General features: G+C 55.7%; 11 protein-coding genes. All 11 read left to right on the forward strand.

Annotation, left to right across the window (positions count from 1 at the left end):
* Window positions 1-123: 123 nt before the first annotated feature.
* Complete coding sequence (gene hflX / locus ACI0CA_RS01965; RefSeq protein WP_308449265.1) at window positions 124-1,398, forward strand: GTPase HflX; 1,275 nt, start codon at window positions 124-126, stop codon at window positions 1,396-1,398.
* A 262-nt stretch (window positions 1,399-1,660) separates the two neighbouring features.
* Window positions 1,661-2,899, forward strand: a complete 1,239-nt coding sequence (locus tag ACI0CA_RS01970) for an argininosuccinate synthase (RefSeq protein ID WP_308449266.1) — start codon at window positions 1,661-1,663, stop codon at window positions 2,897-2,899.
* A 74-nt stretch (window positions 2,900-2,973) separates the two neighbouring features.
* Complete coding sequence (gene argH / locus ACI0CA_RS01975) at window positions 2,974-4,353, forward strand: argininosuccinate lyase (protein WP_308449267.1); 1,380 nt, start codon at window positions 2,974-2,976, stop codon at window positions 4,351-4,353.
* Between the two features lie 31 nt (window positions 4,354-4,384).
* Complete coding sequence (gene argC / locus ACI0CA_RS01980; RefSeq protein WP_308449268.1) at window positions 4,385-5,425, forward strand: N-acetyl-gamma-glutamyl-phosphate reductase; 1,041 nt, start codon at window positions 4,385-4,387, stop codon at window positions 5,423-5,425.
* 50 nt (window positions 5,426-5,475) lie between these two features.
* Window positions 5,476-6,690: a bifunctional glutamate N-acetyltransferase/amino-acid acetyltransferase ArgJ gene (gene argJ / locus ACI0CA_RS01985; protein WP_343285277.1), complete on the forward strand. Its 1,215-nt coding sequence runs from the start codon at window positions 5,476-5,478 to the stop codon at window positions 6,688-6,690.
* Window positions 6,687-7,562 carry an acetylglutamate kinase gene (argB, locus tag ACI0CA_RS01990; RefSeq protein ID WP_308449270.1) on the forward strand — a complete coding sequence of 292 codons (876 nt, stop codon included), beginning with the start codon at window positions 6,687-6,689 and terminating at the stop codon, window positions 7,560-7,562. The genes argJ and argB overlap by 4 nt, the downstream gene beginning before the upstream one ends.
* 151 nt (window positions 7,563-7,713) lie before the next feature.
* Window positions 7,714-8,880: an aspartate aminotransferase family protein gene (locus tag ACI0CA_RS01995; protein WP_446806582.1), complete on the forward strand. Its 1,167-nt coding sequence runs from the start codon at window positions 7,714-7,716 to the stop codon at window positions 8,878-8,880.
* 15 nt (window positions 8,881-8,895) lie between these two features.
* Entirely contained in the window at window positions 8,896-9,801 is a 906-nt protein-coding gene (gene argF, locus ACI0CA_RS02000) for an ornithine carbamoyltransferase (protein WP_308449272.1), read from the forward strand.
* Window positions 9,802-10,020: 219 nt separating this feature from the next.
* On the forward strand, window positions 10,021-11,355 hold the full coding sequence (locus ACI0CA_RS02005; protein ID WP_308449273.1) for an ADP-ribosylglycohydrolase family protein: 1,335 nt from the start codon (window positions 10,021-10,023) through the stop codon (window positions 11,353-11,355).
* 179 nt (window positions 11,356-11,534) lie between these two features.
* The gene (gene ruvC / locus ACI0CA_RS02010; protein WP_176820632.1) at window positions 11,535-12,029 is read left to right on the forward strand and encodes a crossover junction endodeoxyribonuclease RuvC; all 495 of its coding nucleotides are present in this window, start codon (window positions 11,535-11,537) and stop codon (window positions 12,027-12,029) included.
* A 50-nt stretch (window positions 12,030-12,079) separates the two neighbouring features.
* A complete protein-coding gene (ruvA, locus tag ACI0CA_RS02015) occupies window positions 12,080-12,694 on the forward strand; it encodes a Holliday junction branch migration protein RuvA (RefSeq protein ID WP_176820608.1) in 615 nt (204 codons plus the stop codon).
* Window positions 12,695-12,705: the final 11 nt, after the last annotated feature.

A 12,705-nucleotide genomic window follows, 5' to 3' on the forward strand; every position in this document is an offset into this window, starting at 1 on the left:
TTGATAAATATTGATTGTTTTCTTCTTTGTTTTCTGTATAATAGAAAGTGGGAAACAACAAACTGCGGCGGAAAACGCTGCGGCTTTGAAACGATAGATCAGAAATGAAAAAAGGAGAACCTTATGAATTATACGGAAAACGTAATCGTGCCGGAGCGCACGCTTTTGGTCTCGCTGGACACGGGCGAGTATGACGCGGAGGAATCGCTGCGCGAGCTGTGGGAGCTTGCAAAAAGCGGCGGCGCGGAGCCTATTGCGACGATGATGCAGAAGCGCCCCTCCCCGGAGACCGCGACGTGTGTAGGCAGCGGTATGGTGGAGGAAATTCGGAATTTCTGTGAGAACAACGAGATTGAGCTGATTATTTTTGACCGCGAGCTGACGCCGACGCAGATCCGCAACCTTGAAAATGCGACAGACGTGCGCGTTGTGGACCGCACGATGCTGATCCTCGATATTTTTGCGCAGCGTGCGCAGAGCCGCGCAGGTAAGGTGCAGGTGGAAGCGGCGCAGCTGAAATACCTTCTGCCACGTTTGACCGGCAAAGGCACGGCGCTTTCGCGTCTCGGCGGCGGCATCGGCACGCGCGGCCCGGGCGAAACGAAGCTGGAGACCGACCGCCGACACATTCGCCGCAGAATTGAAGCGCTGCGCGAGCAGTTGAAGAAAATTGAAGTCGGCCGCCACGAAACGCAGCGCCGCCGCGAAAAGGACGGCACGGTGACGGTGGCGCTTGTCGGCTACACGAACGCGGGCAAATCGACCTTGATGAATCTCTTGACGCAAGCGGGCGTTTTGGCGGAGGATAAGCTTTTCGCGACGCTGGACCCCACGGCGCGCGCGTTGAAGCTGCCCGGCGGCAAGACCGTTATGCTCATCGATACGGTCGGCCTTGTGCGCCGCTTGCCGCACCATTTGGTGGAGGCGTTTCGCTCCACGTTGGAGCAGGCTGCAACGGCGGACATCATTTTGAACGTGTGCGATGCTTCCAGCCCCGAAGCGCGCACGCACTTGGACGTGACAAATGAAATTTTGCAGAGCCTCGGCTGCGGTGACCGCCCGGTTATCCCGGTGCTCAATAAATGGGATCTTGTGGGCGATGCGGACAGCGCTTTGCATTTGACGGGCGCGGTGCGCATCAGTGCGCTGAAAAACGAAGGCATCCCGGCGCTTTTGCAGGCGATTGAAGATAACCTGCCGGTGAAGCCTGTGGACGTGACGGCGCTGCTGCCGTTTGCAAAGACGGGCATTGCGGCACAGCTGAGAAAAGTGGGCGCGCTCGTCTCCGAAGAATACGTGCCGGAAGGGCTCCTTATTCATGCCCGTGTGGAGCCGCGCGAAATGGCGCTGATAAAGCCCTATATCGTAGAAAACAATTCCGAAAGCGAAAATGTATAAAGCAGTGTATACAAATGTATAATATGCGCTATATTCATTCGAAAATGCATATTTTTGAAGATTGAATTTTGAAAAATACACAAATACAAAGCCGAAAAACCCGCATGAAATCTGGAAATTTCGACAACTTTCAAAAAAGATGAATAAATATTCAAGAAAAGGGTTGATTTTTCCGGAAAACGGTGTATAATAATGACCGTTGAAACAAATAATTCTCCGCCGCACGATGACGGCGGTTTATGAAAAAAGGAAGGGTTACATCATGGCAAAGGCAAAGAAGGATATTAAAAAGGTCGTTCTGGCGTACTCCGGTGGTCTGGATACCTCCATCATCATCCCGTGGCTGAAGGAAAACTACAACAACTGCGAGGTCATCGCGGTTTCCGCCGACGTGGGTCAGGGCACGGAGCTTGACGGTCTGGAAGAAAAAGCACTGAAGACCGGTGCATCGAAGCTCTACATTGAAGACCTCAAGGAAGAATTCATTCAGGAATATGTTTATCCCACCGTACAGGCAGGTGCGGTCTACGAGAACAAGTACCTGCTCGGCACGTCCTTTGCCCGCCCGATCATCGCAAAGCGCATCGTTGAAATTGCCAAGGCCGAGGGCGCAGACGCCATCTGCCACGGCTGCACCGGCAAGGGCAACGATCAGGTTCGTTTCGAGCTGACCATTAAGGCGTTTGCTCCCGAAATGACCATCATCGCTCCGTGGAGAGAGTGGAGCATCAAATCGAGAGAAGAAGAAATCGAGTATGCGGAAGCACACAACATTCCGCTGAAGATCAACCGTGAAACAAACTACTCCAAGGATAAGAACATCTGGCATCTGTCCCATGAGGGCCTTGACCTTGAAGATCCGGCAAACGAGCCGCAGTACAACCACCCGGGCTTCCTTGAGCTCGGCGTTTCCCCGGAGCAGGCCCCGGACGAGCCCACTTATGTGACGATTCATTTTGAAAAGGGCAAGCCGACCGCCATCAACGGCAAGGAAATGAACGGTGTGGAAGTTGTAACGACGCTCAACGAGCTCGGCGGCAAGAACGGCGTAGGCCTTGCGGATATCGTAGAGAACAGACTTGTCGGCATGAAGAGCCGCGGCGTTTATGAGACTCCGGGCGGTGCAATCCTTTACCACGCACACAATAAGCTTGAAGAGCTGTGCCTGGACAGAGACACGTTCCACTACAAGCAGCAGATCGGTTTGAAGTTTGCGGAACTTGTTTACTACGGCCAGTGGTTCACCCCGCTGCGCGAGGCGCTTTCCGCATTTGTAGATTCCACCCAGCAGACCGTTACCGGCGATGTCAAGCTGAAGCTTTATAAGGGCAACATCATTGATGCAGGTGTCACCTCTCCGTACAGCCTGTATGACCCGGAGATCGCAACGTTCGATGAGGATGAGGTCTACAATCAGGCGGATGCAGACGGCTTCATCAACCTGTTCGGCCTGCCGATCAAGGTTTATGCACACATGAAGGCAAAGACCGAAAATAAATAATCCAAAAGTAGATTTAGGGTAGGCATTCATCTGCCTGCCCTTTTCTGCCATAAACGGGAAGGAAAGATTCAGCCATGAAATTATGGAAAGGCCGCTTCCAGAAGGAGGCAGACCCGAAGACGAACGACTTTAACTCGTCTATTTCTATTGACAGCCGCATGTACAAAGAGGACATTGAGGGCAGCATTGCGCATGCCACAATGCTCGGCGCGGCGGGAATTATCGATAAAGGCGAAAGCGAAAAGATCTGCGCGGAGCTTGAGAAAATCGAAAAGGACATCGAGACGGGCGCTCTGCACATTGACCCCGATGCCGAAGATATTCACACGTTTATCGAGGGCGAGCTGACGGCGCGCATCGGCGACGCAGGCAAGAGATTACATACCGCTCGCAGCCGCAACGATCAGGTTGCGCTGGATGTTCGTCTGACGCTGCGCAAGGAGTGCGCGGGGCTCATGGAACAGTTAAAAGAGCTCATCAACGTACTGTGCGACCAGGCGGAGGAATATGCCGACACCGTTATGCCGGGCTACACGCATTTGCAGCGCGCACAGCCCATCACGTTCGGGCATCATTTAATGGCGTATGCCGAAATGTTCCTGCGCGACATCGGCCGTATGCAGGACGCGTTAAAGCGTATGGACGTTTGCCCGCTCGGCTCCGGCGCTTTGGCCGGAACGACGTACCCGCTCGACCGTGATTTGACGGCGAAGCTGCTCGGCTTCTCCGGCGTGAGCCGCAACAGCCTCGACGGCGTTGCCGACCGCGATTTCTGCGCGGAAATCGCCGCGGCGATTTCGCTTGCGATGGTGCATCTTTCGAGATTTTCCGAGGAGATCATTCTTTGGTGCTCGTGGGAGTTTAAATTCATCGAGCTGGACGACGCGTTTTCCACCGGCTCCAGCATCATGCCGCAGAAGAAGAACCCGGATATTACGGAGCTTATCCGCGGCAAGAGCGGCCGCGTGTTCGGCGACCTGATGGCGCTTTTGACCATGATGAAGGGTCTGCCGCTCGCGTACAACAAGGACATGCAGGAGGACAAGGAAGCCGTGTTTGACGCGGTGGATACCCTGCGCCTGTGCCTGACGCCGTTTATCCCGATGCTGAAAACAATGCGCGTTTTGAAAGAGAACATGCGCGCCGCAGCGGCAAAGGGCTTCATCAATGCAACGGATTGCGCGGATTATCTGGTGGCTTCAAAGGGCCTGCCGTTCCGCGATGCGTATAAGATTACGGGCGAGCTTGTCGCCTTGTGCATCGAGCGCGGCCTGACGCTGGAGACGCTGCCGATCGACGAATACAAAAAGGTCTGTAATGCGTTCGACGAGGGCGTGTACGAGGCCATCAACCTTGAAAAATGCGTGCGCGACCGCAAGGTCAAGGGTGCGCCGTGCCCGGAGAACGTCCGCGCGGCGGCAAAAGAAGTGCGCACGATCGTAAACGGGCTATAAATTCAATTTTACCTTTGTTGGGGGTATCAAAATGGAAAAGATTAAGGTCGGCGTCGTGGGCGCCACCGGTTATGCGGGCGCGGAGATCTGCCGCCTGATTGCGGGGCATCCCGCAGCGGAGCTTGCGGCCATCAGCTCTGTAAGCTTTGAGGGACAGGCTTTGTCGGACGTTTACCCGGCATACCGCGAAATGTGCGACCTCATCTGCACCACGCAGGAAGCGGTTGTGGAAAAAAGCGATGTCATCTTTGCCGCTTTGCCGCACGGCCTTTCGCAGGAGCTTGCTGCGGAGTGTGACAAAAAAGGCAAGGCGTTCATCGACCTCGGCGCGGACTTCCGCTTAAAGAGCGAGGAAGAATACACCGAGTGGTACGGCGGCACATTTACGGATAAGGCGCTGCACGAAAAAGCCGTGTACGGTCTGCCGGAGCTGTTCCGCGAGGAAATTAAGAAGACAAAGCTCGTTGCAAACCCGGGCTGCTACACCACGGCGGTGCCGCTTGCACTTGTGCCGGCACTGGAAAAGGGCTATATCGAGACGACCGGTATCATCGCAAACTGCGCGTCCGGCGTGACCGGCGCGGGCAGAAAGCCGGCGCAGAACAGCCACTACCCGGAGCTGAATGAGGGGATGTCCGCGTATAAAGTCGCGTGCCACCGCCATACGCCGGAAATCGAACAGACGCTTTCCAAAATTTCGGGTGAGAAAATGCACATCACGTTCGTGCCGCATCTGCTGCCGGTGAACCGCGGCATTTTAGCGACATGCTATGCAAAACTCAAGCCGGGCGTTACGGAGGAAATGCTTCGCGCGGCGTATGAGGAAAGATACGGCAAAGAGCCGTTTGTGCGTTTGCTGCCAAAGGGCAAGAGCGCCGATATTCACAACATCAAGTACACGAATTTCTGCGATGTGTCCATTTTTACGGACCTGCGCACCGGCACGTTCATCGCCATCAGCGCTATCGATAACATGGTGAAGGGCGCGGCAGGGCAGGCCATTCAGAACATGAACATTCTGTTCGGTCTGGACGAGACCTGCGGCTTAAAGCTCGTTCCGCCGGCATTCTAAAAGAGTACGAAATTAAGGGAAAGCGATTTTTATATAAGGAGCAATTCAGTATGCAGTTTATCGAAGGCGGCGTCACCGCGGCCAAGGGCTTTTTAGCCGGCGGCATCCACTGCGGCATCCGTAAAAATAAGTCCAAAGCCGATCTGGCTATGATTTTCAGCAAAACACCGTGTGCGGCGGCAGGCGTTTACACGCAGAACCTTGTAAAGGGTGCGCCGATTCTTGTCACGCGCAAAAATATTGCGGACGGCCGCGCACAGGCGGTCATCTGCAACAGCGGCAACGCCAACACCTGCAACGCAGACGGCGAAAAGAAAGCGTGGCGCATGTGCGAAATCGCGGGCGAAGCGCTCGGCATTGACCCGCACGATGTCATCGTCGCGTCTACGGGCGTTATCGGGCAGATTTTGCCGATCGCGCCGATTGAGAATGCAGCCCCGGCGTTGGCGGCACTGCTGAACGAAAACGGCTCCAACATGGCGGCAAAGGCCATCATGACGACCGACACCATCGAAAAAGAGTGCGCCGTAAAGATTACGCTCGGCGACAAAGAAGTGCGCATCGGCGGCATCTCCAAGGGCTCCGGCATGATCCACCCGAATATGGCGACGATGCTGTGCTTTGTCACGACGGACTGCGCCATTTCCGTGCCGATGCTGCAAAAGGCCATTAAGGCGGCGGCAGACACCACATTCAACATGATCAGCGTGGACGGCGATACCTCCACGAACGACACGCTTGCCATTATGGCGAACGGCGAGGCGGAAAACGAGGAGATCACCGAAGAAAACGAAGCGTACAAGACGTTTCTTGAGGCGCTGACGGCGGTTTGCAGAAAGCTTTCCATGATGATGGCGGGCGACGGCGAGGGCGCAACAAAGCTGCTCATCTGCAAGACGACCGGCGCGAAGGACTGGGAGACGGCGAAGACGGTTGCAAAGTCCGTCATCTGCTCCTCTCTGCTCAAGGCTGCCATGTTCGGCGAAGACGCCAACTGGGGCCGCGTGCTGTGCGCCATCGGTTATGCCGGCGCGGATATCGACATCAACAAGGTGGACGTGTCCTTTAAGAGCGCGTACGGGCAGGTAGATGTCTGCGTGAACGGTGCGGGCATCAACTTCAGCGAGGAAGAAGCCGCAAAGGTGCTGCATGAAAAGGAAATTACCATTCTGGTGGAGCTCAACAGCGGCGACGCGGAGGCGGAAGCCTTCGGCTGCGACCTCACCTATGACTATGTGAAAATCAACGGAGATTACAGAACATGAGTGAAGAAAAGAAGATCGGCATCTCGAACAGCGACCGCGCCCATGTGCTCGTGCAGGCGATGCCGTATATCAAAAGGTGGGCGGGCGAGACCATCGTCGTCAAATACGGCGGCAATGCTATGATTAACCCGGAGCTGAAAGAAGCCGTGATGAACGATATTGTGCTGATGCAGCTCGTCGGCGTGAATGTCGTGCTGGTGCACGGCGGCGGCCCGGAGATCAGCGGCATGCTGAAAAAGATCGGCAAGGAAAGCCGCTTTGTCGGCGGTATGCGCTATACCGACGCGGAGACGATGGACATTGTGCAGCAGGTGCTGGCAGGCAAAGTCAATAAAGACCTCGTACAGCTTTTGGAAAACACCGGCGGCAAGGCGGTCGGCCTGTGCGGCCTTGACGGTTCCATGCTGAAGGCGGATAAGCTGCCCGCAGCCGAAGACCTCGGCTTTGTGGGCGAGATCCGCGAAGTGAACACGAAGATCGTTGAAGATGCCATTGCTTCCGGCTACACACCCGTTATCTCCACGGTGGCGGCAGGCTACCACGGTGAGGTGTACAACATCAACGCCGATGTGGCGGCGGCGCGCATTGCGGCGGAGCTCGGCGCGCGCAAGCTCATTTTGATGACCGACATTGTCGGTCTGCTGCGGGATAAGGACGATGAAAACACGCTTATCCCGGTCGTAAACGTCAGCGACGTGCCGAAGCTGAAGCGCGACGGCATCATCAGCGGCGGCATGATTCCGAAGATTGACTGCTGCGTGGAGGCTGTGCGCCGCGGCGTAGAGCGCGCGCATATCATCGACGGCAGAACGCCGCACTCCATTCTGGTCGAGCTCTTCACCGATGAAGGCATCGGCACGATGTTCTATTAAGAGGGAAAAACCGCGCCCGTACCCGTGAACGAAAACGGCGAATGGGAGAAGCACCGGGGTTCGTCGGCGATAGTATCGGTGTGGAAGACAAGTACGGATATGTTTTCAACAGGGTACAGACGATATTGTGGAAACAAAAGGAATTTTGAATATGAGTTTTGAAGCAATTAAAAAGCAGGAACAGGAGTATATCCTCCATTCCTACGGCCGTGTGGACGTGGCGCTCAGCCACGGCAAAAACGCCGAGGCTTGGGACGTGGAGGGCAAGCATTACTACGATTTCACTTCCGGCATCGGCGTAAATGTGCTGGGCTATTGCGACGAGGACTGGGTGAAGGCCGTCACCGAACAGGCGGGCAAAATTCAGCACATGTCGAACTATTATTACTGTGATAAAAACACACAGCTTGCGGAACTGCTTGCAAAAAACAGCGGCCTTTGCCGTTCGTTCTTCTGCAACAGCGGCGCGGAAGCGAACGAGTGCGCCATTAAAATCGCCCGTAAATACGGCGAAAAGAAGCACGCGTATAAGGTTATCACACTGGAAAATTCCTTCCACGGCAGAACGCTCACCACACTGGCAGCAACGGGTCAGGACGGCTTTCATCAGCTTTTCACCCCGCTGACCGAGGGCTTTGTGTACGCAAAGGGCAACGACGTGGAAGACCTGAAAGCGAAGCTCGCTGACCCCGAGGTCTGCGCCGTGCTGCTTGAAAGCGTGCAGGGCGAAGGCGGCGTGGTGCCGATGGAGGAAGACTATTTGAAGGCCGTGCGCGAGCTGTGCACGGAGCATGACGTGCTGATGATGCTTGACGAAGTGCAGACGGGCATCGGCCGCACGGGCTACTTCTTCAGCTACCAGCGCGCGGGCATTCTGCCGGACGTTGTAACGGCGGCAAAGGGCCTTGGCGGCGGTTTGCCGATCGGCGTGTGCATTGCGGGCGAGAAAGTAAAAGACGTTTTTGCCCCCGGCATGAACGGCTCCACGTTCGGTGCAAACCCCGTGGTGTGTGCCGGCGCGGTGGAGGTCGTCTCCCGCGTATCCAAGCCGGAATTTTTGAAAGAAGTGCAGGAAAAGGGCGAGTATTTTAAAGAGCAGCTGCTTAAAATGCCGAACGTCGAGTTTGTCCGCGGCCGCAGCATGATGATCGGCGTGAAAGTGAAGGACAAGGACGCCCACGACGTGCTGAACGCTTGCGCGAAAGCGGGCCTGCTCATTTTGACGGCGAAGGACCTTGTGCGCTTCCTGCCGCCGCTTACCATCACCAAAGAAGAGATCGATGCCGGTCTCGCGATTTTTGCGGAACAGATCAAATAAACGGAGGAAATCCCCATGAAACATTTATTAAAACTGCTCGATCTCTCCAAAGAGGAGATCATCGACATCCTGAACCTTGCCGACCAGCTCAAGTATGAGACAAAGCACGGCATTGAGCACCACCACTTAAAGGGCAAGTGCCTTGCCATGATCTTTGAGAAGTCTTCCACCAGAACGCGCGTTTCGTTTGAAGTGGGCATCAATCAGCTTGGCGGCTATGCCGTTGTGCTGGCGGGCGAGGGCTCGCAGATCGGCCGCGGTGAGCCGGTGCAGGATACCGCACGCGTGCTCTCCCGCTATGTGGACGGCATTATGATCCGCACCTTTGAGCAGAAGGAAGTTGAAGACCTTGCAAAATACGGCTCCGTGCCGGTCATCAACGGCCTGACGGACTTCTGCCACCCGTGCCAGATCTTAGCGGACCTCATGACGATCCGCGAATATAAGGGCTCGTTCGACGGCCTGAAGATGTGCTTCATCGGCGACGGCAACAATATGATGAACTCCCTCATCGTCGGCGGCCTGAAGGTCGGCATGGAAGTTGCTGTGGCTTGCCCGGAGGGTTACCGCCCGCCGCAGGAGATCCTGGACTTTGCAGCCGGTTACGATTGCTTCACCCTGACGGACGACCCGATGGTCGCTGCAAAGGACGCGGACGTCGTCATCACGGATGTGTGGACATCTATGGGTCAGGAAGAAGAGCGCGCGGCACGTGAAAAGGCGTTTGCGGGCTACTGCATCGATGAGAAGATCATGGGTGTGGCAAAGAGCGACGCCATTGTGCAGCACTGCCTGCCGGCACACCGCGGCGAGGAGATCACCGAAGAGGTGTTTGAAGCGAACGCGGGCCCGATCTTCGACGAAGCGGAGAATCGTTTGCACGCACAAAAGGCCGTTATGGTCACGTTAATGAAAGATTGATTGTACAAAACGCTGTGTTTTCGCACGGCGTTTTATATTTGCCTTTTGAGAAAGTATGCGGTATAATTATAAATAAGAATATTCCGATGCGATTTGTCGGGGTCTGAACAAAAAACGCACGGAAACTGTGCGTGAAACAACCGTTTTGGTCATTACGCGCTGGGCGCTCTCATACCGTATAATTATGCAGACGCGCACGCGCCGGAGAGGAGACAGCTTATGCTCAGAGAACAGCCGTGGTTTGATTTTTGTGACGCTTTGCCCATTGAGATCGAGCAGAGGATCGAAGAGGGCGCAGAAGATGCCGCACGCTTTAAAGAATGTGCCGAGCAGGTAAAGGAAATGCCGCGCGGCGCGGCGCGTACCGCCGCGGGCGCAGAGCTTTTGGAGCAGCTTTGTGCGCTTGAAAACTCGCAGGACAAAGACGAGCCGTCTGACCTTCCGGGCATCAAAGCGGCTTCCGCCGGCGAGCCGAAGGAAAAAGCGGAAGCGGATTACGACAAAATTTACGGCGCGTGGCTCGGCCGCTGCGCAGGCTGCCTTTTGGGTCAGCCGGTAGAGGGCTGGCGGCGCGCACGCATCAACGGGCTTTTAAAGGAGACCGGCAATTTGCCGCTGCAAAACTACATTTCGTCCGACATCGGGCCTATCCTGCGCGAAAAGTACAACGTGCGCGACGACGGGCACGCCTACGGTGCGGAGAAAACCGGGTGGATCAACAATGTCTCCTATATGCCGGAGGACGACGACACGAACTACACGCTCATCGCGTTGAAGCTTGTCGAGCAGTACGGACGTGATTTTACGCCGGACGACGCGGCGGAAAACTGGCTGATGAACCTGCCACTTTTACACCTGTGCACGGCGGAACGCGTGGCGTATATCAATTTGGCACAATCAATTTTCCCGCCGGAGTCGGCCGCGTATCGCAACCCGTATAGGGAGTGGATCGGCGCGCAGATCAGGGGCGACCTGTTCGGCTACATCTGCCCGGGCGATACGGAAACGGCGGCGGAAATGGCGTGGCGCGATGCATCCATCTCCCACGTGAAAAACGGCATCTACGGCGAAATGTGGATCGCCTCGATGCTCGCGAAAGCGGCGGTCAACGACGACATGCCGACGATCATCCGCTCCGGCATGAAGCAGATCCCGAAAAAGAGCCGCCTTTATAAAGAGCTTGCAGAGATTTTGAGCCGTTTTGAAAGCGGCGACACCGCGGAAGAGACGAAAGCGTACATCCTCGGCAAGTACGATGAGAACAACCCGCACCACTGGTGCCACACCATCTCGAACGCGGCCATCGTTGCGATGGGCTTACTCTGGGGCAAAAAGGACTTCACCTACACGATGGAGCTGTGCCTGACGATGGGCTTTGACACGGACTGCAACTGCGCTACGGCGGGCTCTGTGCTCGGCATGGTGCTGGGTGCGCAGCTTTTGCCGGAGGTTTGGACGGCGCCGCTCAACGACCGTGTGCTTTCCGGCGTGGACGGCTTCGGGCTTGTGCACATTTCAGACATGGCAGCGCGCACGCAGGCACTCATCGAATAAAATTTCATAAGTTTTGGCGGGCACACGGCTTTTTGGCGGTGTGTCCGCTTTTTATACGGAAAACCCGCGTGCCGTTCACAATTTTTTCGGAATTTTCGGCTATTCAAAAGGGCTGAGATATGATATACTATAAGGCAGTATGGGCTTTTCTGCCCTTTGGTTTTGAAAGGAAAAACGGCATGATCGTTCTCGGCATCGACCCCGGCTACGCCATTGTCGGCTACGGCGTGGTGGAAATGAAAAATAACCGTTACCGCACGTTGGAGCACGGCGCGGTGACAACCAAAGCGGGCACGGATTTCAACCGCCGTTTGGAGATTATTTACGACGGCATCGCGCAGGTTTTGGCGCAGTATCACCCGGATGCGATCTCCGTGGAAAAGCTCTATTTTTCAAACAATAAAACGACCGGCATCGGTGTGGCGGAAGCCCGTGGCGTCATTTTGCTTGCGGCGCAGAAGGCCCGCGTGCCTGTTTTTGAATACACCCCCGTGCAGGTGAAATTGGCCGTTACGGGATATGGCAAGGCTTTAAAGCCGCAGGTGATGGAAATGACCCGCCGACTTTTGTGCCTGCGTGAGGTGCCGAAGCCGGACGACACGGCGGACGCGCTCGCCATTGCCATTTGCCACTGCCATGCCTCCGGCACGGCGCTGCGGCAGTTTTTGAGGTAACGCCGTCTATTTGGACAGAGAGTACAGAGGGTATAGAAAGGACAAAAGCGATGTTTTACAGTCTTACCGGGAAACTTGTACACATGGAGCCGGGCGTTGTCGCTATTGAATGCGGTGGCGTGGCGTTTAAGTGCTTCACTTCCATGAATACGCAGAAAAACATGCCGCGCATCGGCGAAACGGCTACGGTCTATACGCATTTAAACGTGCGCGAGGACGCGCTTGATTTATACGGCTTCTCTACAAAAAGCGAGCTGAACTGCTACAAGATGCTGACGACCATCAGCGGCGTGGGCCCGAAGGCGGCGCTCTCCATTTTATCCGAAATGACCCCGGAGGGCGTTGCCATGGCGGCGGCCTCCGGCGACAGCAAAAAGTTTACAAAGGCGAGCGGCGTGGGCCCGAAGCTTGCACAGCGCATCGTGCTGGAATTGAAAGACCGCGTGAAGAAGATGGGCTTTACGGGCGGCACGCTGGAACTGACCGGCACGGACGACGCGGGCATTGTTTCTGCGTCTCAGAACGCCGAGCAGGCCGTACAGGCGCTTATTGTGCTCGGTTATACACAGTCCGAAGCCGCGCAGGCCGTGGCGAAGCTGGACGGCTCCCTCTCTACGGAAGAACTTATTCGCGGCGCTTTAAAGAGTATGGCAAGCCGCTTTTAATACACGCTGAA

It is taken from the genome of Hominenteromicrobium mulieris (genome assembly GCF_046197855.1).
GTDB classification, from domain to species: Bacteria; Bacillota; Clostridia; order Oscillospirales; family Acutalibacteraceae; genus Hominenteromicrobium; species Hominenteromicrobium mulieris.

Bases quoted from the DNA above. Each gene is read 5' to 3' on its own strand.
- argB (WP_308449270.1), top strand. From the start codon at position 6,687: ATGAGTGAAGAAAAGAAGATCGGCATCTCGAACAGCGACCGCGCCCAT.
- ACI0CA_RS01970 (WP_308449266.1), top strand. From the start codon at position 1,661: ATGGCAAAGGCAAAGAAGGATATTAAAAAGGTCGTTCTGGCGTACTCC.
- argF (WP_308449272.1), top strand. From the start codon at position 8,896: ATGAAACATTTATTAAAACTGCTCGATCTCTCCAAAGAGGAGATCATC.
- ACI0CA_RS02005 (WP_308449273.1), top strand. From the start codon at position 10,021: ATGCTCAGAGAACAGCCGTGGTTTGATTTTTGTGACGCTTTGCCCATT.
- ruvA (WP_176820608.1), top strand. From the start codon at position 12,080: ATGTTTTACAGTCTTACCGGGAAACTTGTACACATGGAGCCGGGCGTT.
- hflX (WP_308449265.1), top strand. From the start codon at position 124: ATGAATTATACGGAAAACGTAATCGTGCCGGAGCGCACGCTTTTGGTC.
- ruvC (WP_176820632.1), top strand. From the start codon at position 11,535: ATGATCGTTCTCGGCATCGACCCCGGCTACGCCATTGTCGGCTACGGC.
- argC (WP_308449268.1), top strand. From the start codon at position 4,385: ATGGAAAAGATTAAGGTCGGCGTCGTGGGCGCCACCGGTTATGCGGGC.
- ACI0CA_RS01995 (WP_446806582.1), top strand. From the start codon at position 7,714: ATGAGTTTTGAAGCAATTAAAAAGCAGGAACAGGAGTATATCCTCCAT.
- argJ (WP_343285277.1), top strand. From the start codon at position 5,476: ATGCAGTTTATCGAAGGCGGCGTCACCGCGGCCAAGGGCTTTTTAGCC.
- argH (WP_308449267.1), top strand. From the start codon at position 2,974: ATGAAATTATGGAAAGGCCGCTTCCAGAAGGAGGCAGACCCGAAGACG.